Annotated in this window: 12 protein-coding genes and 2 pseudogenes; 8 read left to right on the forward strand and 6 right to left on the reverse strand. The window is 64.4% G+C overall.

Annotated features, from left to right (window positions below; all coding sequences use genetic code 11):
- The coding region (locus tag CDO46_RS27895) for an IS3 family transposase (protein ID WP_140416819.1) at positions 1-91 on the forward strand (91 nt) is incomplete at its 5' end.
- A gap of 64 nt (positions 92-155) precedes the next feature.
- On the opposite strand, the gene CDO46_RS28280 is transcribed toward CDO46_RS27895, so the two are convergent.
- Positions 156-311, reverse strand: coding sequence for a hypothetical protein (locus CDO46_RS28280; RefSeq protein ID WP_176400657.1), 156 nt, complete (start codon positions 309-311; stop codon positions 156-158).
- Between the two features lie 143 nt (positions 312-454).
- Here CDO46_RS28280 and CDO46_RS04410 point away from each other — a divergent pair, with 143 nt between their 5' ends.
- On the forward strand, positions 455-7,096 hold the full coding sequence (locus CDO46_RS04410; RefSeq protein WP_087837355.1) for a DUF3320 domain-containing protein: 6,642 nt from the start codon (positions 455-457) through the stop codon (positions 7,094-7,096).
- A 63-nt stretch (positions 7,097-7,159) separates the two neighbouring features.
- Here the strand turns inward: CDO46_RS04410 and CDO46_RS04415 are convergent.
- From CDO46_RS04415 to CDO46_RS04430, 4 genes and pseudogenes are all read right to left on the reverse strand, one after another.
- Positions 7,160-8,343, reverse strand: a protein-coding gene (locus tag CDO46_RS04415; RefSeq protein WP_087837356.1) for an IS3 family transposase whose coding sequence is annotated in 2 segments (ribosomal slippage) — positions 7,160-8,052 and positions 8,052-8,343 — 1,185 coding nt in all. Because the reading frame shifts where the segments join, the coding sequence is not laid out codon by codon here.
- Between the two features lie 63 nt (positions 8,344-8,406).
- Positions 8,407-8,969, reverse strand: a pseudogene (locus tag CDO46_RS04420) (IS3 family transposase); the annotation flags it as partial.
- A gap of 300 nt (positions 8,970-9,269) precedes the next feature.
- The gene (locus tag CDO46_RS04425) at positions 9,270-9,926 is read right to left on the reverse strand and encodes a nucleotidyl transferase AbiEii/AbiGii toxin family protein (RefSeq protein ID WP_087837357.1); all 657 of its coding nucleotides are present in this window, start codon (positions 9,924-9,926) and stop codon (positions 9,270-9,272) included.
- Complete coding sequence (locus tag CDO46_RS04430) at positions 9,923-10,414, reverse strand: helix-turn-helix domain-containing protein (protein ID WP_087837358.1); 492 nt, start codon at positions 10,412-10,414, stop codon at positions 9,923-9,925. Before CDO46_RS04430 ends, CDO46_RS04425 begins: the two co-directional genes overlap by 4 nt.
- Before the next feature lie 209 nt (positions 10,415-10,623).
- Between CDO46_RS04430 and CDO46_RS28285 the strand changes: the two genes are divergently transcribed.
- From CDO46_RS28285 to CDO46_RS28780, 6 genes and pseudogenes are all read left to right on the forward strand, one after another.
- On the forward strand, positions 10,624-10,785 hold the full coding sequence (locus CDO46_RS28285) for a hypothetical protein (protein ID WP_176400658.1): 162 nt from the start codon (positions 10,624-10,626) through the stop codon (positions 10,783-10,785).
- The gene (locus tag CDO46_RS04435) at positions 10,782-13,436 is read left to right on the forward strand and encodes a PD-(D/E)XK nuclease family protein (RefSeq protein WP_087837359.1); all 2,655 of its coding nucleotides are present in this window, start codon (positions 10,782-10,784) and stop codon (positions 13,434-13,436) included. The genes CDO46_RS28285 and CDO46_RS04435 overlap by 4 nt, the downstream gene beginning before the upstream one ends.
- On the forward strand, positions 13,433-16,834 hold the full coding sequence (locus CDO46_RS04440; RefSeq protein WP_217896295.1) for an exodeoxyribonuclease V subunit beta: 3,402 nt from the start codon (positions 13,433-13,435) through the stop codon (positions 16,832-16,834). The genes CDO46_RS04435 and CDO46_RS04440 overlap by 4 nt, the downstream gene beginning before the upstream one ends.
- Positions 16,835-16,838: 4 nt before the next feature.
- Positions 16,839-18,017, forward strand: a complete 1,179-nt coding sequence (locus tag CDO46_RS04445) for a DUF6361 family protein (protein WP_087837361.1) — start codon at positions 16,839-16,841, stop codon at positions 18,015-18,017.
- Positions 18,007-19,863, forward strand: coding sequence for a phospholipase D family protein (locus CDO46_RS04450; protein ID WP_087837362.1), 1,857 nt, complete (start codon positions 18,007-18,009; stop codon positions 19,861-19,863). The genes CDO46_RS04445 and CDO46_RS04450 overlap by 11 nt, the downstream gene beginning before the upstream one ends.
- 2,533 nt (positions 19,864-22,396) lie before the next feature.
- Positions 22,397-22,603: pseudogene (locus CDO46_RS28780) on the forward strand (helicase C-terminal domain-containing protein); the annotation flags it as partial.
- Positions 22,604-23,066: 463 nt separating this feature from the next.
- Here the strand turns inward: CDO46_RS28780 and CDO46_RS04460 are convergent.
- A protein-coding gene (locus CDO46_RS04460) for an IS3 family transposase (protein WP_087837363.1) occupies positions 23,067-24,289 on the reverse strand; the annotation gives its coding sequence in 2 pieces (ribosomal slippage) (positions 23,067-24,022 and positions 24,022-24,289; 1,224 coding nt in all).
- Positions 24,290-24,512: the final 223 nt, after the last annotated feature.

Genomic DNA, 24,512 nt, shown 5'->3' on the forward strand with positions numbered 1-24,512 from the left:
CGACTACATCGAGCGGTTCTACAACACAAGGCGCCAGCACTCAACGCTGGGATACGTCAGCCCCATGCAGTTCGAGGCGGCGGTTTGTTAGGTTAAACAACCTGTCCGGAGAGGCGGGGCAAGCCCAACCAGCCCTAACCAGGGAAAGGACATGTTCAAGGGCAATTTCCCCCGTGCAACCAGCGGCGTCCTATCACCGGAAGGAAGAACGACGTGATGTTAGGCATGCTGATCTTGAACTGGCCGCTAGAGGCCTCCGCAACTGAAGAGATATCCAGCTTGGCGGCGCGCAGCGCGGTGCCGGTAAGCATCGAGGTTTCCTCCTGTTCGTAACGGTTTTTTCCGCCAGGAGACCTGCTAATTCGCCAAAATTGAGGGCAACTGGAGCTAATATTTACACAGAAGTAACTTAGCGTAATGCATGTTACAACGCAGAATATTATAGGGGGATTCCATGGACGAGACACAACTGGAGGGGTCGACCACCGCTGCCGAACTGAAGATCGACGTTACGTTGATTGCCAAATTGAACTTAGCGGACTTTCAGAATGCGGTCCCGCTCGTCCGGGACCTCTGGCTGATCAATGAGACAGACCAGGCGCATGAACAGATCGAGTTAATCCTAACTTCCGACCCGCCCTTTCTGAAGCCGCGCCGCTGGCGGATTGATGCACTGGCAGCGGGCTCGCGATATCCCATCCGCGATCTGGATCTGAGCCTGGACGGCGGATTGCTGGCACGACTCACCGAAGCAGAGACAGCCACGGTCTCGCTGGCTCTGCGCACTGCGGGCTCGGATGCCGCCGCCCCTGCCCTGGCACAACGCGATACCCATCTGGAGCTGCTCCCACGCAATCAATGGGGTGGCATCTCGCACCTGCCCGACTTGGTCGCCGCCTTCGTCCAACCCAACGACCCCGCCGTGGATCGGCTGCTCAAGCGAACCGCCGACGTGCTGCGACAGAACGATCGCAACCCCGCGCTGGACGGCTATGCCGGCGGTGCCAAGCGCGCCTGGGAGCTAGCTTCAGCAATTTGGGGGGCGGTGGCTGGCATGCAGCTGGACTATGCCTTGCCCCCAGCCAGTTTCGAACGCTCAGGCCAAAAGGTGCGCAGCCCTAGTCAGATCGAAAGCTCAGGTCTGGGGACATGTTTTGACCTCACGCTGCTGTTTTGCGCCGCACTCGAGCAATCCGGGTTGAACCCACTGCTGGTCTTCACCGAGGGTCATGCCTTTGCGGGTGTCTGGCTGCAACGCGAGGAATTCTCCACTACGGTTGTCGACGACGTAACCGCCTTGCGCAAGCGCCTCAGGCTCAAGGAGCTGGTGCTGTTTGAGACCACTTTGATCACTCAGCGCCCCACAGTCCCCTTTAGCTATGCCGCCGAACGTGGTGCTCAGCAGGTGGACGAATCTCAAGATGCAGGTTTTCGCTTAGCCGTAGACATCCGCCGGGCCCGGCTGCAACGCATCAAGCCATTGGCCAGTGCGGAAGCGGCGGTTGCTGCGGTATCGGATACCGAAGCGTCACCATCCACATCGGCAGTGCTAACGATCGAAGATGTGCCTGATCTTCCCGACAGCGTGCCGACCCATGTGGAAGATGCCAGCCAGCTCGACCCCAAGGACCGGCTGCTTCGCTGGCAGCGCAAACTGCTAGACCTTTCGCTCCGCAACAATCTGCTCAACTTCAAGGGTGGCAAGAAGGCGCTCAAGCTGGAAGCGCCGGACCCCGGCGCGCTGGAAGATCTGCTCGCCAGCGGCCAGCCCCTGAAGCTGCGACCACGCCCAGATCTGATGGACGGCGCCGACCCGCGCGATCAGGCCATCTACGAGGCCCGTGAACGCGAGAACGTACGCCGCGTGCACGCGCTAGAAGCCCTGCAGAAACGCGAAGTTTTCGTCGGCGTTCCCGAGGCCGAGCTTGATTCGCGTCTGACGGAGCTATTTCGCGGCGCCCGCACGACATTGCAGGAAGGCGGGGCCAACACGCTGTATCTCGCGCTAGGTTTTCTATCCTGGACCCGCGAAGACCGTGATGGTCAGCGCTACCGAGCTCCCTTGATCCTGGTGCCGGTCAGTCTGCACCGCAAGAGCGCTCGCTCGGGTTTCACGCTCAGCTTGCATGACGATGAACCCCGCTTCAATCCCACCTTGATCGAGATGCTGCGCCAGGACTTTGAGCTGAACCTGGGCAGCCTTGAAGGCGAACTGCCGCGGGACGATAACGGCCTGGACGTCGCGGCAGTCTGGAAGGCCGTCGGTCACGCCATCAAGGACATCAAAGGCTGGGAAGTTACCGAGGACGTGGTGCTGTCCATGTTCTCCTTCGCGAAGTATCTGATGTGGAAAGACCTGGCTGAGCGCAGCGAGCAACTGCGGGAGAATTCGGTCGTGCGCCACCTGCTGGACACCCCGCGCGACGCTTACCCAACTGGCACACCATTTCCGCAGGTGCGTGAATTAGACAAGCACTTTGACCCCAAGCAGGTGTTTTGCCCCTTGCCAGCGGACTCCTCGCAGCTGTCGGCCGTTCTGGCCGCCTCGCAAGGCAAGGACTTCGTGCTGATCGGCCCACCGGGGACTGGTAAGAGCCAGACGATCGCCAACCTCATCGCCCAATCCCTCGCACAGGGTCGACGCGTGCTCTTCGTATCCGAGAAGATCGCGGCGCTGGACGTCGTCTACCGACGCCTGCGCGAAATCGGCTTGGGCGAATTCTGCCTAGAACTGCACTCGAGTAAGGCCCGCAAACTCGACGTACTGGCTCAGTTGCAGTCCGCCTGGTCCAGTAGCGGCCAGGCGGACGCGGAGCAGTGGCAGGCAGAAGCCGACAAGCTCAAGAGCCTGCGGGACGCACTGAACGTCTATGTCGAACGCCTGCATCAGCGACGCCGCAACGGTTTGAGCCTGTTCGATGCAATCGGTACCGTCAGCGCAGCAACCGATATCCCGCCCCTTGCCTTGACCTGGCCCTCGGCCGATCAGCACGATCATGCAAGCATGGAGCAATTGCGCCATGCAGTGGATCGGCTGGAAGTCAACGCACAAGCCATCGGCCATGCCTCACTGGCAAATCACCCCTTGGTCCTGATCGGCCAGGGAGACTGGTCACCTACCTGGCAGCAACAACTGATCACTGCTGCACGTGATCTGCTCCCCGCTGCCCAAGCAACGATCGAATCAGCCAATGCGCTGGTTCAGGCCATTGGCCTGCCCACACCCGCACTGACACGCGATATCTGCGAAGCGCTGCTGATCCTTGCTCGACGCCTGCCATCGGCAGCAGGGCACGATTGGCGCTTTATTTTGCGTCCGGACGCACGCACTTTGAGCCAGCGCCTTCAGGAAGGCGAAGCACTGGTGCGGCGCCATGCCGAATTGAATTCGCAGCTGTCTACACCATGGGCCACTTCTGTCGTGACCGCCTGTACAGACGCTCTGGCAGCGCTCACCGAATACCGGCAGATCCATGGGCAACTGGGCGAGCCCTGGGCCCCTCACACGATCGCGCAACTGAATCAGGGGCTTGACCTGCTGAATCAGATCGCGGAACACCACGCAGCGCTGTCAGCCCCCTATAGCGAATCGATTGAACAGCTCGACGTCGCCGAATTGCATCGGGTGTGGGAGCAGGCCGAGCAGGCGTTTTGGCCCAAGTCCTGGCTTAGCAAACGCAATGTCACGGCACAGCTGTCCAGCGCCATCAAAGGAGGATCGCAACCTGACGTCAGCAACGATCTGCTGCATTGGATTGCCATCCGAGCCTTGCGCCAGCAGCTTCAAGCGATCACCTTCGCCCGGGAATGTGCATCCGTCTGGGCAGGCCTGGATACCAATGCGGAAAAGGTGCGTACGTCCCTGCGCTGGCAGACTGCCCTGGCAGCTGTACGCGAAGGCCAGGCGTGGGAAGACGATGGCTTCGATGCCATTGCAGATGGCCAATGCGGGATTGCTCTGCAGGCTGATTTGCAGAGGGTACGCAGGCTGCGCCAATTGGACCAAGCCATCGCGGCGCACGCCTCGCTGACCACTTCGACCGATGGGCTGTGGAGCGGTCACACCACCCAAGTGGACCATCTGCATGCCGCGCTTGATTTTTTGAGCGACTGGCGAAGGCATCCTCAACAGGGACCGCTGGATATGCCCCACGCTTTGGTCGAGGAAGGTGCTTGCGGCCCCACCCTGGCGCGCGATCACCAGACACTTCGCCAGCGAGCCGAAACTGAACAAGCGTTGGCTGCCCTGGACGATTTGCGTGAATCTACTGCCGGTCTGTGGAAAGGACTGGCTACCTCTCTGGATAATCTTGCACAGGCTTGCAAACTTCGCGAGGATCTGGCTGCCGTGCTGGCACGTTTGGCCACCACGCCTGAACAGATTTCAGCCTGCAAGGCTCCGCTGCATGCTCTGTTGGGCGATGCCAATGCATTGTTGGAGCCAGGCAGTCGTATCGCACTGGCGGGCGCTCGATATGCGGAGACATGGGAGCAATTGCTTCCTCGGCGGGAGGCGCTCGCGACAATGGGATACTTCGCGGAGGATGCCCATACGCAGTGGCAGTCCGTGTCACTCGATGGGTTGATCGATCAAAGCCAATCCATCGTACGCGCCGAGCACAGCCTGCGCAGCTGGTGCGCCTGGCGCCAGGCACGCGGCGAGGCGCTCGCGCTCGGTTTGGCCACACTGGTGCAAGGCATCGAACAAAGCCATGTCGGACCAGGCCAGGCCCGCCGGACTTTCGAAGCTAACTACGCACGCTGGTGGCTCAACGCCGTGGTAGATCATGAGCCAGTCATCCGCGGTTTCGTCAGCGTCGAGCACGAACAGCGCATCCGCGACTTTCGAGAGCTTGACGAACGCTTCACCGCACTGACCCGCGACTGGCTGCGCGCGCGCCTGTGCGCCGACCTGCCCTCTCAAGACAACGTCAGCCGCAACTCCGAATGGGGAGTGTTGCGACACGAGATTGGCAAAAAGCGCGCGCACCTGCCCTTGCGGGAGCTCATGGCGCAAATTCCTGAGGCGCTGACCAAGCTCACGCCCTGCCTGCTGATGAGTCCGCTATCCATCGCTCAGTATCTCCAGGCTGGAGCCAATGCCTTCGACCTAGTGATCTTTGACGAAGCCTCGCAGATCCCGGTCTGGGATGCGATTGGCGCCATCGCCCGCGGACGCCAAGTCGTCATGGTCGGGGACCCCAAGCAGTTGCCCCCCACATCGTTCTTCGACCGCGCTGAGTCTGATCTTGACGACGAGGACGTCGAGGCGGACCTGGAGAGCATTCTTGACGAATGCATCGGTGCCAACCTGCCGACACGAAATCTGAACTGGCACTACCGTAGCCGCCATGAAAGCCTGATTGCCTTTTCCAATCACGCGTACTACGACGGCAAACTGGTCACCTTTCCCTCACCCGTCACCAATGATCGGGCGGTCAGCCTGCAGTTAGTTTCGGGCACCTATCAAAAGGGAGGCGCCCGAACCAATCCCGCCGAAGCCAAGGCCCTGGTCGCCGATGTCGTGAAACGTCTGACAGCACCCGGTTTCCGCGAAAGCGGACTCACGATTGGCATTGTCACCTTCAATACTGAACAGCAAAAATTGATCGAGGACTTGCTCGACGAAGCCCGCAGGAAGGATCCTCGATTGGAACCTCACTTCGCTGAAAGCGAGCTGGAGCCTCTATTCGTTAAGAACCTAGAGAGCGTGCAAGGCGACGAACGCGACCTTATCTATTTTTCCACCACCTATGGGCCCGACGCTGCGGGTCAACTGTCCATGAACTTTGGTCCGCTCAATCGTCAGGGTGGCGAGCGCCGACTCAATGTAGCCATCACCCGTGCACGCCACGAACTGCGCGTGTTCGCAAGTTTCCGGGCGGAGCAGATGGACTTGGCGCGCACTCAGGCCATCGGTGTGCGCGATCTCAAGCACTTCCTGGAGTTTGCTGAACGCGGCGCTCGCGCGCTGGCGGAAGCCAACCGAGGTAGCCTCGGCGGCTTCGACAGCCCCTTTGAGCAGGCCGTAGCCACCGCCCTTGCCCAGCGCGGCTGGCGAGTCCAGCCGCAGATTGGAGCCTCTTCGTTCCGCATCGACCTTGGCATCGTCGATCCCGACGCACCTGGACGCTACCTGGCCGGCGTGGAATGTGACGGTGCCACTTACCATCGCAGCGCTACTGCACGCGACCGCGACAAGCTGCGCGAACAAGTCCTGCGCGGCTTGGGATGGGAAATCGTGCGGGTGTGGTCCACCGATTGGTGGATCGACCCCACTGGCACGCTCGACAGGTTGGATGCCCGACTGCAAGCCGTGCTCACAACTCAACGCGAGCGGCGCGCCGCGCAGGCTGAGCGCGAAGCCGAGGCCGAACGTCTGGCGCAAGTAGCCATCGCGCAAGCCATGGCGTCAGCGACGAAGCCGGACGAAGAACCGGCGGCTCCCATCCAGGATGCGGACCTGATTGCACCTGAAACCGCGGCAACAGCCCCACTACAGCAAGCCGAAGAAGTCTTTGCTCGCCAAGTCTCTGTAGCGCCTGGCCATACCGATACTGCCGACAAGGCGCAACCGGGTGCTTTGCTCTATCGGGTCACCGACCCGGCCGAAGCTGTCGCTGGCGCCTTTCCCGATCGCTTTTTTGACAGTGATTACAACGACATCCTTTCGGCCATGATTGCCCACGTCATCGCCCATGAGGGCCCCGTGCTCGACGCTCTGCTGGCCCGCCGCATTGCGCGAGCCCATGGCTGGCTGCGCACAGGCACACGCATCCGTGAGCGCGTGTTTCAACTCGCTCGAGCGCGCTATCGGACGACGGATGAAGAGATCGGCACGTTCTACTGGCCTGAGCATCTCGATGCTGCGGCAGAACCTCCCTTCCGGGAGCCTGCCGACGAGGATAGCGTACGCGCGACTGACGAGATCTGCCTCGCGGAACTGGCTTCGCTGGCTCATGCCGTCATCGCGCAAGGGATCCAAGGCGAAGGTATATATCAAGCAATGGCACGGAAACTAGGGCTTCAACAGCTACGAGCAGCCAGCCGGGCACGTCTTGAAAATGTTGTGCGCTCTTTGCGTGCAGAGCCATGAATCTGGAGAGTTCGCCGACAGAAAATAGAGGGCTGACCCTGCCTCGTTTCCACGTACATCAAGTCATGCAGCCAATTGGGAGTTCTCCCACGTCACAGGGGCGAGGAAGCCGTTGGCCGAGTGCAGGCGCTGTCGGTTGTACCAGCCCTCGATCCAGTCGACGATGTCCAGCCTGGCTTGCGCCCGCGTGTCGTAGCGTACCTGGTAAATGCGCTCGACCTTCAGCGTCTTGAAGAAGCTCTCCATCGGCGCGTTGTCCCAGGCGTTGGCCTTCCTGCTCATGGACATCGTGATGCCCAGATCGGCCGCCAGCGCCCGGTAGCGCCCACTCGCATACTGCGCCCCGCGATCGCTATGTACCAGCAGCCCCCTGGCCGGCTTGCGCTGCCACCAGGCCGATTTCAGGGCCGTGCACACCAAGGTGGCATCGATGACCTCGGACATCGACCAGCCCACGATTCGCCGGCCGGCCAGGTCCATCACCGCCGCCAGGTACAACCAGCCCTCGCCGGTGGCCACATAGGTTATGTCCGCCACCCACGCCTGATCGGGCTGCCAGCCATCGAAGCGCCGATCCAGCAGGTTCGCCGCCACCGGCAGGCGGTGGGCCGAGTCGGTGGTCACCACGAACGGCCTTCTGTACACCGGCCGCAGCCCCTGACGCCGCAGGCTCTTGCGAACCCGCTCGGCGCTGACGATCTCGCCGTGCTGGCGCAGGCTACTGACTATCCGGGGACGTCCATAGCTGCGGCGGCTGGCCTGGTGGATGGCCGCCACCTTGGCATCCAGGGCCTGGTTGGCCAACTCCCTCTTGCTGAGCGGTCGCACACGCCACTGGCAGTAGCCGCTGCGCGAGACACCCAGCACGCGGCACAACTGGCTGACGGTGTACTGGTCGCGATACTCGTCGATCCAGGCGTACTTCATCGCGACCCCCTGGCGAAGTACGCCGTCGCTTTTCGAAGGATTTCCACGTCCAGCTTCGCTTCGGCCAGTTCCCTGCGCAGGCGGCTGTTCTCTGCTTCCAGTTCACTGACGGGCCGGCGTGCGGGCGCTTCACCCGGCGCTGCCGCACCGCTGGCGTCAGTGGCCGAGCCAACACCCCTCCTGGACCAGTTTCCTACCGTCGCCACCGGCACACCCAGGCGCCGTGCCGCTTCGTACCCACCCACCGAGGCCGCGAGCCTGACGGCCTCAGCCTTGAATTCCTCTGTGTACTGCCTCTTCGGCAGCCTGCCTTCTTTCATCTCGATTCTCCGTACCTTTGAAGTTTCCAACTTCTTGCTGTACGTGAAATCTAGGCAGGGTCAATACAGCGCCTTAACGCCCATGCGTTTCATCAGGGTGCCCACGTGTCGTCGGCCGACCTCATGGCCGTCACGGCGCAGTAGCCGCGCCAGCATGCGGGCCCCGGCAAACGGAAACTCCAGATGCAGCTCGTCGATCCGGCGCATCAACATCAGATCTCTATCGTTGACAGGCCGGGCCTGATAATACACGCTCGATCGAGCAATCCCCACCAATTTGGCCTGGCGTGACACCGGCAGTGCATGCGTACGGTCTATCATCGCTTTGCGCTCAGCAATCCCGCCTTGGTGAGCGCGCTTTCTAAAAAATCATTCTCCAGCGTGAGCTGGCCGATCTTGGCATGTAGCACCTTCAGATCGGCCGGCGGCTCGTTGTTGCTCTGTCCTGCCGACCCGAATACGTCCGCCGCCTTCTCCTGCAACTGCCGCTTCCATTCCGTGATCTGGTTCGGATGCACATCAAATTGCTGAGCCAGTTCGGCCAGGGTGCGATCCCCCTTGACCGCCGCCAAGGCCACCTTGGCCTTGAACGCCGCTGAGTGTGTTCGTCTCGTTCTCTTGGTCATCTCTCTGGTTCCTTTACCGGCATTATCGCCGGATCAGGCCCAGAGCTCTCCACTTATCGGACTGTCTGAATTTCCGCCGCCACCTCTGTCATCAACGGGCCTCGTAAGCCCCTATGATTTAAGGGATTTTCTGTGATCGACAAATTCCATACCGTCGCCGTCTACCGTCAAAATCGTGCGTTTAAGGTTGGCGCGGATTATGGAGCGATTTGCGCGGCGTCGACATTTTCGAACTTATTGTCGATCAGGATGCATCTTAGCGCACTCCAATACGACGGGGAATGACCACATGCGAAGAGGCTACAGTTCACCCAGAAAATCCCCGACCACGGCTACGCAATGATCGAAGCTGGGCGTGTACTCCAGCGTAGCGATGGCCTCGAACGCAGCGCGCAAGCTGGCATGCGGCGCTCGGATCTGGGACAGGAATGCCTCCCGATGGCGTAGAAGGAATGGCGTCGCTGCCAGAAGCTGCCGAGGCTCGCGCTCGATCACGAGCGCAAAGTCGAAAAGATCCCGCGCCGTGACCCGATCACCGCGGTGGTACATCTTCTTGGCAATGATTTCAGCGGCAGTCTCTACTTTGACTACGCGACCGCCGATATCCCATGTGTCCCAGGCATCGTCCAGCAAATTGGGAGCAGCGACGAAATCGACCTCGCCCTCCTCAAACTGCAGTTTGACGAAGGTACCTAATTGCTCGGTGTAGTCCTGCGTCAAATCCGCAGCGGTGTCGCTCAATCGCGGCGACACAAAGCCGAGGTACTGGGGGTCAGGCACGAAGATGTCGATGTCTTTGCTCAGCCGATGGCTGTACCGAAACATCAGCACCGTTCCACCACCCAACGTCCAGAATGGGTCCGTGATGCCGCCATATCGACTGATCTCGTCAATCAGCGCCAGCGCCCGCGGGAACAGCTTTTCCCAGGGACCGCTGGGCAATGCTCCGGACTTCATGCCCACAGTTCGCGACGATGCACGGACAACGATCCGGCCAGCTTCGCCACGTTGCGCCAGACCTGCTTTGGCGGCTGGTGTGTATGCGAGGCAGCCTCCTCAACAGCCATCACGACGACAGGCACGGGCGCCTCATCCAGCAAATGCGTCAGGTGCGGAGCAAATGAAGCAGGTACTTCCCCACTCGCCAAGGCTTGCTCCAGCGTCTCGGGCGCCAGTTCCTGCGCATAGCTGACACTGGCCGTCTTGGCGGCCATCCAGAGCCCGCGCTTCTTGCGCCGCGCCTGCGTATCCGGCTTCGGACTGTCCAGACCCAGCACCGCCATGACCTCTCCCACCCGGTTGACGCCCAGATCGCTCAGGGTGCCGTTCTCCAGGCCGACCAGCGTCTGACGAGACAGGCCGCTGAGGTGAGCCAACTGCGCTTGGGACAAGCCCAGTTCAGAGCGCCGGACCCGCACGGAATGGCCGATATCGATGAGATTCATGGCAAATAGCAAGCGATTAAAATGTCTTATATTTTTGACATATTACCCCTGCCTGCCGTGACCTGCAAGAACCGGATCCGCCGGCCCCGATCTACCTCCCGCGCTGCGCTGGCTCTTGCCTGCCGAAATGTCTGGCAACTAGCGCTAATATCTTGGCAGGGCGTAACAGGGCGTAATGCCTGTTACGGAGGGGCGCCACAGGGGATTCCATGGACGAGACACAACCGCAAGGTCCGGCCGTCGCTGCCGAGCTGAAGATCGACGTAGTTCTCTTCGCCAAATTGGCAGACTTTACAAAATGCGACCCGGTGGAAGGGGGGCTCTGGCCGGCCACCAAACTCAGCAGCGAACAAGTGGGCGTGCTGCTATGAGCATTACTCACCGATCTACCCTGATCATTCACGGTCGCCTCGCCATGCGGGTGAGTCGCCTGGCGGCGAGCCTTGGTGGTCGGCACGGTCTCCAGATCATGTCCTTCGAGCAGGCCGCCGTCCGGCTGGCGGGCGGCTTCGCCCGCCCTATCGACGACGAGAGCCTGCGCGCGGCCATCCAGGCGGCCTTGCCTGCCACGCCGATGGGGGAGTTGGAGAGCATCAAGGCTCTTCCCGGCATGATCGACGCCGCGGCCGACACGCTCCACAAAGCCTGGCGCGCGGGCATCGATCTTGCCGCACGCGCGGCCGATCATCCGCGTCTCGCCGCCATCGCGCGTCTGGAAGCGGCCGTCCTCGACCAGCTTCCGTCCGGCATGATGCGGCCTCGCGACATCGTCACCGCCGCAACCGCCCGTATCTGTCATGCCACGGCGGTCCTCGGCCCATTGGAGATCGTCGGCCTTACCGAACTCTCGCCCTGTTGGCGGCCGCTGCTCCAGGCGCTCACCGCCCATATCCCCGTGCGATGGACGGCCGGCCCGAGGAGCGTTCCCGCATGGCTGGACGGCACCGGCGTCACGGTCGCGCGCGCACCGGCGCATGCGCCGGGAATCAGTGCCGCCAGCGCGGCGACGGCCTATCACGAGGCCATTGAGGCGATGCGCTGGGCGCGCAGCCTGCTTGCCTCGGGCATCCCGGCTTCGGACATCGCCATCGCGACCGCTTCGCCCGCCGACTATGACGATCATTTCCTGGCCCTGCGTGCCGACGCCAACATCGACCTTCACTTCATCCATGGCATCCGCACCGTCGCCACCCGCGAGGGCCAGGCGGCTGCGGCGCTGGCCGACATCGTAGTTCGCGGCCTGTCGCAGTCGCGGCTGCGCCGCCTCGCGGCGCTCTGCCGGGACAGCGGGCCTTTCGAGACCCTGCCCGAAGGCTGGCTGCGGGTGCTGCCGACCGATGCGCCGCTCTCGACGCTAGGCGCCTGGAACCGCCTGCTGGCCCGGCTGACGCCAGAAGACTGGCCCGACGGCGCCGACCACGTTGCTGCGCTGCGCACGGCGGTCGAGACCCTTGTGAAAGGATCGGCGGCCGCCAGCGAGATCGGAGAAGCCTTCCTCAAGGGCCGCGCGCTAGCGATCTGGCGCAAGGCTCTGCTCGCCGGCCCCGCCGCCTCGATCGACGCCACGCTGGAGACCCTGAAGCAGGACGACGGACTGGAAGCGTGCGTCTGCGTCGCCTGGATGCCGGCCAGCGCGCTCGCGGCATCGCCCCGCCGCTTCGTGCGGCTCATCGGGCTTAATTCCTCGCGCTGGCCGCGCGGGATCGCCGAGGACCGGCTGATCCCGGGCCATATCATCCCGACCCAGGTGCTCGACCCGCTGCCGGTCAACCTCGCCGACCGCCGCGACTTCGAGACGATCCTTGCCACGACGGCCGACACCGTCGTTCTGTCGCGCGCCCGGCGCGACAACGACGGGCGTCTCCTGGGTCGCAGCCCTCTGCTCGCCGGGCGTGGCGACGAAACCTATCTGCGCCGCAACGCGACACCGGCGCACGCCTTCAGCGAAACAGACCGCCTCATGGCCCGGCCCCAAGAGTTCGCAGCCGATCCGCAAGCGGTCGGTGCGCAGGGCTGCTGGCGCGACTGGCGGCAGGCCGAGATTACTCCCCATGACGGGCTCGTGCGGGCAGATCATCCGCTCGTTCTCGCCATCCTCGGCCGCACCCAGTCGGCCAGCTCGCTGCGCCGCCTGCTGCGCAATCCGCTGAGTTTCGTGTGGGTCTACGCGTTCGGATGGCATGAACCGCAGAGCAGCACCGAACCGCTCGTGCTCGACGCGCTCGGGATCGGCGATCTCGTTCACTTGGTTCTCGACCGCGCCTTGCGCGACCTCGAAACCGGAGACGGTCTTGCCTCCGCCGACGCCGAGGCCATCGAAGCAGCGGTGGCGCGGGCCGCACAAGCCGTCGCCGCCGATTGGGAAAGCGAGCGCCCGGTTCCGCCGGCCGTCATCTGGAGCCGCACGCTCGACGACGCCCGCGTGATGGCGGGCCGCGCCTTGTCCTATGGTGATGATGTCCTGCCGGGCGCACGCTCCTACGGAGAGGTGCCCTTCGGCGGCTTGGAGCCGAAATCCGACGCGGAAACGCCCTGGGATGCGAGCGAGCCGGTCGCGATTCCCGACACGGGCTTCAACATCGCCGGCTATATCGACCGGCTCGACATCTCGGGCGACGGCAAGCGCGCCCTCGTGCGGGACTATAAGACCGGACGGCCGCCGCGCGGCGACATCCGCCTCAATGGCGGACGAGAGCTTCAGCGCTGTCTCTATGCCTTCGCGGTGAAGGCGCTCCTCGGCGACGATGTCGCCATCAGCGCCTCGCTGCTCTATCCGCGCGAGCCCGTCAATCTCCAGCTCGACGATCCCGAGGCCGTGCTCGAGGAGATCACGGGCTATCTGCGCGCGGCACGGTCGAGTCTTGCCGGAGGCGCGGCCCTGCCTGGCCCGGATACCGGCGGCGACTATGACAACCTCGCTTTCGCCCTGCCGGCCAACGCTAGCGCCACCTATTGCAAACGCAAAATGCCGGCCGCCACGGAGCGGCTTGGCGAAGTCGCTCAGGTCTGGGAGGCGGAATGATGAGCAGCGTGTCCAAAGTGTTGAAGGACGACGGCGCGCGCCGCGATGCGATCAGCCTCCATGATCGCTCGATCCTGGTCGAGGCCGGCGCGGGCTCAGGCAAGACCGCCGTCATGGCCGGCCGCATCGCCGCCATGCTGGCCGAAGGCGTCGCGCCGCGCTCCATCGCCGCCGTCACCTTCACCGAACTCGCCGCGAGCGAGCTGCTATCACGTGTCCGCGAGTTCGTTGCCGATCTCTCGGCCGGCACGATCGCGACCGAGCTGCGTGTGGCGCTGCCCGATGGGCTATCCCAGACCCATCGCGACAATCTCGCCGCCGCCAGCGCCGCGATCGACGAAATCACCTGCTCGACCATCCACGGCTTCTGCCAGCGCCTGATCAAGCCCTATCCGGCGGAGGCCGACATCGATCCCGGCGCCGGCGTTACGGATCGCAACCAGGCCGACCTCACCTTCCTTGAGATTGTCGATGGCTGGCTGCGCGAACGCCTGTCCGGCGGTCAGGGCGGTATCCTGGCCGAGCTGGTGCTGCACAGCCCCGGCGAGACCGTGGCGCTCATCCATAAGATCGCCGAGAGTATACGCCGTCGCCCCACACTCACGGCCCCGCCCGTCTCTCCACTTGGCGGCCACCTCACGGCGTTCCGGCAGGCCACGGCGGATTTCGCGAACTTCATGGATGGCACGGCGGCGGCCGAGCCGGAAACGGTAACGATCGTCGAGCGGCTGGCTGAAATGGCGACCGCCGTGGCGAACGGTCCCGATCCCGCGACGCCCGCGGGCCTCGTTCGGCTCCTGACCGCGCGGCCCCACCCGGATCTTTGCACCAAGACCGGCGCTTTCGCCTCCTACCGCAAGAAGGGCAAATGGGCCGCCACGGCCAAACAGGCCGGTCTCTCCAAGGCCGATGGCGACCGGCTGAACGACGCCGCCGAGACCCACTACACCGCCTGTTGCGACGCTTGGGTCGCGTTGGCGCAGGCCGTCGCCGGCCATGCCCTGGCCGCGCTGATCGGCGAAGCGCGTCCGATCCTGCAACGCTATCGCGACCACAAGCGCGCCAGCGCCCAGCTCGATTTCGACGATCTGATTTTCGCCGCGCGCGACTTGCTGCGCGACCACGACGCCGTGCGCGAGGCGCTGGGACAGCGTTTCGCCCATGTCCTCGTCGACGAGTTTCAGGACACCGATCCCCTGCAAACCGAAATCTTCTGGCGGCTGTGTGGCGAGCCGGTCGATGGCGATGACGATTGGACCCGCTTCCAAATCCGGCCGGGCGCGCTCTTCCTGGTCGGCGACCCGAAGCAGGCGATCTATCGCTTCCGGGGCGCCGACGTCGGCGCCTATGTGCAGGCGCGCGACGCCTTCCGCGCCCAGGACCCCGACAGCCTTCTGTCGATCTCCACCAACTTCCGCTCCTGCGCTTCGATCCTCACCTTCGTCAACGAGCGCTTCGAGGCCGTTCTCTCGGCCGATGGCCAGCCGGGCTTCACCGCGCTCGACCCATTCCATGACGATCGGGGCGGCCTGTGCCTGGCGGCTCTCGACATCGCCGTGGCCGACGAAAACGGCAAGGCCAGCGCCGAACAGCAGCGCGATGCTGAAGCCGACGCCATCGCCGAGCTGTGCGCCCGGCTGATCGAAAGCCACCCCATCATCGACCGTCGTAGCGGCGCCGAGCGCCCCTGCCAGCCGGGCGACATCGCCTTGCTGGCGCCAACCGGCGCGGAGCTGTGGCGCTATGAGGAGGCCCTGGAACGCCGCGGCGTCCCCGTGGCGACACAAGCCGGCAAGGGGCTGTTCCGCCGCCAGGAGGTGCAGGATCTGATCGCGCTGACCCGCGTTCTGGCCGACCGCCGCGACACGCTGGCGCTCGGCGCGCTGCTGCGCGGGCCTCTTGTCGGACTCACCGAAGAAGACCTGCTGGACATCATCTGGGGGCTTCCGCGCTCGGAGGAACAGCCGGATCGGATTCCGCGTCTGGATCTCAGCATCGATCCCGCCATCATCGCGCACCCGCTCGCGCGCGACGTCATCGAGCGGCTGCAATCGCTCTCCCGGCGCGGCAACAGCACGACCCCGCACGAGTTGCTCTCGCAGGCCGTGGATGTGTTGCGCGTCCGTCCGCTCCTCCTCGAGCGCCATCGCGGCCAGGCCGAGCGTGCGCTCGCCAATGTCGATCTCTATCTCAGCCTGTCGACCGGCTACGCCGTGCGCGGTTTGCGCGCCTTCGCCGAGGCGATGACAGCGGCGTGGTCCGACGAGGCACGCGCCGTCGAGGGAAGGCCCGACGCCCAGGAGGAAGCGGTCGCGCTCTTCACCATGCACGCGGCCAAGGGGCTGGAATGGCCGATCGTCATTCCGGTCAACACCATGACCGGCGTCATGGCGCCCGAGAGCGCCGTGATCGACCGCCAGACCGAGACCTTCTACTGCCCGGTCCTGGGAGTCGTGCCCGAGGGCTACGAAACCGCGCGCCAGGCGGAGAAGGAGGAGCTGGACCGCGAACGCATCCGGCTCTGGTATGTCGCGGCCACCCGCGCCCGCGAACTCCTCGTCTTGCCCCGGCTCAACGCCACGCCGTCGAAATCGGCCTGGATCGGTCTCGTCGATCTGTCGCTCGCCGACCTGCCCGGCCTGGACGTCTCTCACCTACCTATCGGTCTCGCGGCCGCAGGCGCGGGCGCGGGCAACACCCAGACGCGCGCGAGCTTCGCCGCCGAAGCCGAAGCCATCGCGGCCGCGCAGACGCGGTTGACCTGGCTCGCGCCCAGCCGTGACGAAAACGCCGCCGGGACCGTGATGCGGGAAGAAGAGGCGGCCCTCTGGACAGGGTCAGGCGACGACCAGCCTCCCGAGCTGGATGCCGTCGCCCCGGTGCAGGGCGGCCGCGAGCGCGGGCTGATCCTCCACAAGCTCATGGAAGAGGTGCTGACCGGCGAAACCCAGGAGGAGGAAGCCGCCCTGACCGAACGAGCTGACCACCTCATCCGCGCCCTCGGCCAGTGTCCTGTCGCCAACCCGGCGACGGGGCTGTCGGCGCAGGAATTGGCGGCCTGCGTGGCCCGCGCCCTGGCTCTGCCTGACATCGCGGCCCTGCGGCCGGGTCTTCTCGCCGAATTTCCCGTCTATTCCGCACAGGCGGCCGACGGCGTGGAAACCGCAACGGCCGGGATCGCCGATGCCCTGACCCTGACGGCCGAGGGCCGCCCCGCCGTCGTCGTGGACTGGAAAAGCGATGTGACGCCGACGCCGGGAACGCTCGATCATTATCGCGCGCAGGTGCGGGCCTATCTCGACATGACCGGCGCCGACCGCGGCCTGATCGTGCTGATGACCTCCGGCACCGTCATTCCCGTCCTGCCGACGAAGCCGACCGAGAGCGAGGCGGCCTGAGCCCATGTCGTCTCTTGCCTGGATCGATTTCGATGAAGCCGAGCGGGAGCGCGCGCAGCGCATCATGGCGCTCTTTCAGGAGCGCGAGACCCGCGACGAGCTGGGGCTGGGGGCGATCCGGGATTCCATCGCCGATCACCTCTTTCCGGGCACGAGCACGATCCAGACGCGCCTGCGATACATGTTGTTCATTCCCTGGCTCTATCGGGCGCTGGAAAAGCGCGAAGTCCCTGAAGCGCAGCTCCGCACCGAGGCGCGCGACACCGAAATCCGGCTTGCTGACGCCCTGAAAGCCGGCGGTGAGTTCAACGGCATCATCGGCCGGGATGCAGGACCACGGCTCCAGCGGTTGCCGAGTTCCGTCTATTGGGCTGGCCTGGGCGCGTGGGGCATCCGGGTCTTTCCGGGCTCGCTCGACAGTCTGTTCGTCGCCTTGCGGGGCCGTGGCCGGTCGCGCGGCGCATCCAGCGGCGAAGACGCTCTGGCCGGCGCCCAGACGCCCGCCTTCTGGAATCCAGCCTTGCCTCAGATGCCCGGCGACCTGCTTGAGCACGCCGTCTTCCGCCTGACCACCGACGAGGCGCAATTCCTCATCGACCGCCTGATCGCCAGCCAGCCCACCGCACTGCTCACGATGCTGGCGCGCGAAGGCATCGACGCGGGCTGCGACTACATCTGGACGCACCCCCATCTGTCGGCGTTTCCATCCGCAGCGCGCCGCCTCGTCCAGCATGGGGAAATCTTCTCCCATGTGATGCACGGCGCCGCGCTGCTCTATAACCTCGCGCTCAGCGAGCTGCGCCAGCGCGACGACTGGATAGAGGACTATCGCGCTCGGTTTGAAGCCTGGAGCGACGAACTCGATACCGGCGCAGTCCGCGCGTGGTCGCTCGATGATTTCTGGAATGTCGTGGAGCACCCAGCGCACGCCGTCCGACCAGCCGCCAAGCGGTTCGTGAATGAGTGGCGCGATCTGGTTCTGGCCGGGACGGAGCAGGTAATCTCGGCGCCCGCGGCGCGGCGGCTCGTCGAGGAGCGCGAACGCCGGCTCAAGACCAGCCAGTCCCGCTACGCTAATCACGCTGTCCGTGACCGCTGGACCGGCGCATCGGGCGCAGATCGCCTCAGCTTCCGCTGGGCGCAGGCCAAATCCCACCTGCGGGATCTCGCCCATGCTGAATAGCCGCAGCCTAGATCCCGAACAGCGAATGCTCTACGGCGCCAATCTTCAGCCGCCGGCGGGCTATGTCTTCGACTCGGCGGTCGCCGCGACCTTCTCGCTCGACTTCGAGACCGCGCTCGCCGTGCCGGTCAGTCTGGCGCTCTTCGCCTCCGAGAACCGCGACGACATTCTCTCTCATCCTCTGGCGCTGCTGGAAGGCGCCGAGCGCATCGCCGGCCGCCTCGTCGTCTTCACCGACGCCGGCCATATCCAGGCGAGCGCCCGGCCACATTCCCGCCTTTGCTCGCTGCTCGAACGCATCATCGTCGAGGTCGCCGCCCCTCAAGGCGGGGCCTTCCACCCCAAGATGTGGGCGCTGCGCTTCACGCCGTTGCAGCCCGAAGACCCCGCCCGCCTGCGTCTGCTCATTCTCTCCAGAAACCTGACGCGCGATCGCTCATGGGACATCGCCGCCACCCTCGATGGCGTGATCACCAGGCAGCCCAAAGCCGTCAACCGCCCGGTCGCCGACTTCCTTCGCCAGCTCCCCGACCTCGCGACCGTCGGCGTTCCCGACGGAATGAAGACGCTTGTCGATGACCTGGCCGAAGACATGCGCCGCGCCGAATGGAGCCTGCCCGAACCGTTCCAGAGCGTCTCCTTCGCCGTCAATGGCCTCGGCGGAAAGCCATGGCGCCCGGAACCCTGCGTTCGGCTGGGCGTAGTCTCGCCCTTCTGCGACGATCAAACCTTGTCGATGCTCGCCGGTCTGGCCAGCGCCGAAAAGCCCATCTTCATCGGGCGATCCGACGAACTCGCCCAGGTGCCCGGCGCCACTCTCGATGGCTTTGCCCGCGTGGCCGTGCTCGACGAAATGGCGGCCACGGAAGATGGCGAGGAGGAGGACGCAGCGGCCCTGCAAGGGCTCCATGCCAAGGCGTTCATCGCCGAACGCGGCTGGGACACCGCGATCACGGTCGGCTCGGGAAACGCCACGCGGCCGGCACTGCTGACCGGCAGCAATGTCGAGATCTTCACCACCCTGACCGGGAAGCGATCGCGGGTCGGCAGCGTCGAGGAGATCCTCGGCGACAAGGGGTTTGGCCGGCTGACGCGGCCGTTCGTCCGCGACGAGACGGGAGCCGCCGATGCCACGCAACGAGCCGCCGAGGCCCGTTTGGATCAGGCCCGGCGCGAGATTTGCCGCAGCGGCCTCACGCTCCGTTGCGAGCGCGGCGAGCACGCCGCCGATGGCGCGCCGGTCTGGCGGGTCTGGCTGATCCCGTCCGAACCGCTGCCCCTTACCGGGCTCGGTGCGCTGCGAGTTTGGCCGATCACGCGGGGCGAAGGACATGCGTGCGATGTGCTGGAGCCGCTCCGACAGGGACAGCCCGCCGACCTTGGCACAATGCCCTTGGTCGACCTTACCCGGTTCCTCGCCTGTCACCTGACGGACGAGACGGAAGACGTCTCGATCCTATTCAGCACCGGGCTCAAGATGGAGGGGCTGCCCGCAGAGCGCCACGCCGCGATCCTGCGCTGGGTGATCGACAGCAAGGACGCCTTCTTCCGCTATCTCCGGCTGCTCCTCTCCGAATTGGGCGATCCATTCGCCGCCGCCCTCGCGGCGCAGGACAGGTCAGGTCAGGGCGCCTGGCGCGCGGCAAGCGACGACGCGCCCATCCTCGAGGAGATGGTTCGGGCCTTCTGCCGGGGCGGGGACCAGCTTCGCGCCATTGAACGGCTGATCGCACGCCTGGAAACCGGCGACGAAGACGATACCGATCCGATTCCGGCCGAGTTCCGCGCACTCTGGAACACATTCCGCATTGCGCTCGCCACGCAGGATGCCGCGCATGCCGAATGAACGGTTTCGCGCCGACGTGGCGCTCGCTCCCCTCAAAGTCTTTCAGCGGCGCACCGTCGACTACGTCTTTGATCGGCTCTACGGCCAGGACGATCCTGTCCGCCAGTTCCTGGTCGCCGACGAAGTCGGCCTCGGCAAGACGATGGTGGCGCGGGGGGTCATCGCCCGCATGATCGAACACCTGTGGGACAACACCAAGCGGATCGACATCCTCTACATCTGCTCGAACCAGGCGATCGCCGCCCAGAACCTCAACCGGCTGAACGTCCTCGGGCGGCGCGAGCTGGCCCTGCCGACCCGCATGACGCTCGTTCCCCTGCAACTGCGCGACCAGGCGGGCCTCGACGCCAACAGGGTGAACTTCATCAGCCTGACGCCGGGCACAACCTTCGATCTGCGCTCCGCGACGGGTGTGACGCAGGAACGCGCCTTGCTGTTCCATCTCCTGCGCGACCTCGTTACGCGCCCGCGCGGCCTGCACAACCTGTTGCAGGTCACGGCCGGCGTCGAGGGTTGGAACCGCGCTGCGGACAACCTCACACTCGAAGGCGTCGACAAGCGCATCATCGAGCGTTTCCGCCGCGACGTGCAGGCGGATCGCGACCTGTTCGAGGAACTCGAACGGATTTGCGAACTCTTCCCGCGCCGCCGGGACACCTATCCCGCAGAAATGACACAGCCCCGCAACAGCCTGGTCGCCCGGCTCCGCGCCAAGCTGTCCCACGCCTGCGTGGATGCGCTGAAACCCGACCTCATCATCATGGACGAGTTCCAGCGGTTTCGGGATTTGCTGCATGGCGACAGCGACGCGGCGATCCTCGCGCGCGAACTGTTCGACTACTCGGGAGGCGACGGGCATGGCGCCCGCACCTTGCTGCTCTCCGCCACACCCTACCGGATGCTCACGCTCGCCGGCGACGAGCCCGACGAAGGCGACCACTATCAGGACTTCCTTGAGACCCTGAGTTTCCTCTACGGCCGGGAAAAGGGGCCGGAGGTGGCAGCCACGCTGGCGCGTGAAATGCGCGCCTTCCGCGGCCTCTTACATGCCCTCCCACAGTCACATGCCTCAGCGGTCGAGACCCGCCAGACCATCGAACGGCGCCTGCGTCGTGTGATCGCCCGAACCGAGCGGGTCGCATCCACGGTCGAGCGCGACGCTATGATGAGCGAGCCTCCCATTGCGGTCTCGATCGCGCCCACCGACCTCGCGCAGGCATCCGCCGTTTCTCAGGTGGCGCGCACGCTCGATGCGCCGGAGATCATCGAATACTGGAAGTCTTCGCCCTATCTGCTCAACTTCATGCGCCACTACAGCCTGAAGCGGCTACTGGAAGACCAGATCGACGCGCCTTCGGCCGTGCTCCGCACCGCAATCCAGGCGGCTCGACCGGCCATGCTCGATCACGACGCCATCGACGCCTATGCGCCGCTGGACCCGGCCAACGGTCGCATGCGCGCGATCATGGACGACATCTTCGGCCAGCATCTGGAACAGAACCTTTGGATACCCGCCGCCATGCCCTATTACGGCGAGGCGCGAGCCAAGGCCCCGCTGACCAAGGCGCTGATATTTTCGTCCTGGTCCATGGTGCCCGATGCGATCGCAGCCCTGCTGTCCTACGAAGCCGAACGGCGCATGGGCGTCGGCGAATCCGGCCGGCGCTATTTCGAGCAGCATCGCTTGCGTCCCTTGCAGTTTCGGCAGGATCACGGCCGGCTCGCGGGTCTGCGCGCGCTGCTGCTGATCTATCCCTCGCCGGCGCTCGCCGAGCTGGCCGATCCGCTGGCGGTGTTCAGCGGAACGAGGGCCGCCCTGTCGCTGGAGGGAATGCGCTCCGCTGTGGGCGACCGCCTCAAGCCCGCCCTCGGTGCTTTGAAGGAAAGCGCGGTATCGCATCAGGACGCGCACAGCGCCGAGTGGGCCGCCCCAGCCGTGATCGATGACCTGCTGGGCGCGCGATCCCGCGCCTGGCTAGAAACGCCGCACGGCATGCGCGCCTTGGCGAGCGAAGACGCCTTCCACGATCATGTCGCCGAACTAGCGACAGCGGTGAAGACTCGCGACATCGGCGCTTCGTCCGACGATCTTTCGGATCTACTGGTTGACGTCGCGCTCGGCAGTCCGGCCGTCTGCGCTCTTCGTGCCCTCAAGCGGATCGCGCCCGAGCTGGCGTGGGATGACCCGCACTTGCTAAGCGCAGCGGCTGAAGTCGCCTGGTCGTTCCGGGCGCTGTTCAATCAGCATGACGCGGTCGCCTTGCTGCGACGGGATACCGACGATCACTACTGGCGCCGCGTGCTGGCCTATTGCGCCCAGCACAACCTACAGGCCGTCCTGGACGAATACGCACATTACCTCGTCGATGCCGAAGGTCTCGGGGCCCGCCCAGCCGAGGATCGCGCAATCGGTGTTGCCCACACCATGGCTCAGGCCCTGGCCATCCGCCCGTCGCAGATCGACGTCGATGACGTACAGGTCGATGGAGAGTCCCTCGCCATCAGCAAGTTCCAGATGCGCGGACGCTTCGCCATGCGGCTCGCCGACTACAAGGACGAAGACGGCGCCGTCGCGCGGCTCGGAGGCGTGCGCGACGCCTTCAACTCACCGTTCCGGCCGTTCGTTCTCGCCACCACGTCAGTCGGCCAGGAAGGGCTGGACTTTCATCCCTATTGCTATCGCGTCTATCACTGGAACTTGCCGAGCAACCCGGTGGACCTCGAGCAGCGCGAAGGCCGCGTCCACCGCTTCAAGGGCCATGCCGTGCGCCTCAACCTAGCCGAGCGTCAGGCCGCGGTCGTCAGGGGCCGCGGGCAGGCTCCTGACGATCCGTGGAAGCTGATGTTCGAGCACGCGCGGTCTGAGGCGGCAGTGGACACCGATCTCATCCCCTATTGGATCTACGAAGGTTCCGTGCGCGTCGAGCGGCGCGTGCCGATGCTGCCGTTCAGTCGGGAAATCACGCGACTCGCGTGGCTTAAACGTAGTCTAGCTATATATCGACTTGCATTCGGACAGCCGAGACAAGACGAGTTATTGGAATACCTTCATACGCTCATGGTGGATGGCTCAGACATTACAGCTCTTGAGGATCTCCAAATTCAGCTCGAGCCCTCAAACACCTTCAGCGCTGATCTCGAATCAAACAAAAATAGCGTGTGTGGAGTTGACCCACTTTCGTGGACGGGTACTGGTTTGATTCTCAAACCGTTTCGGGTGTTGCCTCGACATGCACGACGGCCTCGTCGACAACATCAAACAAGGCTTCGTTGCTCCTTTCAAAGTTCAGGGGTGAGAGGTAGCCCAGGCCGCTGTGGCGGCGCCGGGGGTTGTACCAGCCTTCAATCCATGTGAAGACCGCCATGCGGGCCTGTGCTTTGCTCTGGAAGGTGCTGCGCTCGATGAGTTCGCCCTCCAGGCTGGCGAAGAAGCTCTCGGCCATTGCGTTGTCGTAGGCATCGCCCACCGTTCCCATCGAAGGCCTGACCTGCATCTGGCGGCAGCGCTCCCCGAAGGCCACGCTCGTGTACTGGCTGCCCTGGTCGCTGTGGTGGATGACACCCTTGGGTTTGCGCTGCTCCAGCGCCATGTTCAAGGCCTCGAGAACGAGGTCTGCGGTCATGCGTTCGCCCATGGCCCAGCCCCCCACGCGCCGGCTCCAGACGTCGATGACCACGGCCAGATAGAGAAACCCCATCCAGGTCGGTACGTAGGTCATGTCCGCCACCCACAGCTGGTTCGGGCCAGTGGCGCGGAAACGCCGGTTGACCAGGTCACGAGCTGGGGCCTGACGTTTGTCGCGACGGGTGGTGACGGTGAAGCCTCGGCGCTTGCTGATGCCGTGGATGCCGGCTTGCCGCATGAGCCGGGCCACGCGCTGGCGGCTGATGCTCACACCTTGCTCGATGAGCTCGGCCCGCACCCGGGGCATTCCGTAGGACTCGTAGGAGTCCTGGTGAATCTGGCGGATGCGCTCGGTCATCACCGCGTTGGCGATGCTGCGCTGTGAAGGAGCACGGTCGCGCCAGGCATAGAAGCCGCTGGCTGAGACACCGAGGACACGGCACATGGTGCGCACAGGGAGGTCGGCCTGGTTCGCCATCACGAGTCCGAAGACTTCGTGGAAGTCGCATCGCTGCGACCGGCAAACCAGGCCGTAGCCTTTGCCAGGATGTCGCGCTCCATCTGGACCTGGCGCAACTGCCGGCGCAGGCGCACCAGTTCTTCCCGCTCGGCAGTGCTCAGGCCTTCCTTGCCTGGTAAAGGCTTGCCGTCGTCGATGGCGGCTTGGCCAACCCAGTTGGTGATGGATTGGGCGGTGACACCGAACTCACGCGAGAGCTGCGCGGGCGTGCGGCCGGCTCGAACCAGCTCGACCATCTGCTGGCGGAATTCCGCCGGGTACGGCGGTCGTACTTTGGACATTTGCGACTCCTTGAACACAAAGAATGATGTGTTCACGGAAACGGGTCAACTCCATGTGAGCTGATTCAGAGTGGCGCCGCTAACTACGATAAAGTTTGGGCTTGCCCCGTTACTCCGGACAGATCAGATGGCATGATCATGCCTGGAGAGCGAAGCGATGGCACGAAACAGAAGACATTTCACGGACGAGTTCAAGCGCGAGGCGGTGAGGCTGGCGGAACAG

Origin of the sequence: Pigmentiphaga sp. NML030171, assembly GCF_002188635.1 — a bacterium.
In the GTDB taxonomy this organism is placed as follows: domain Bacteria; phylum Pseudomonadota; class Gammaproteobacteria; order Burkholderiales; family Burkholderiaceae_B; genus Pigmentiphaga; species Pigmentiphaga daeguensis.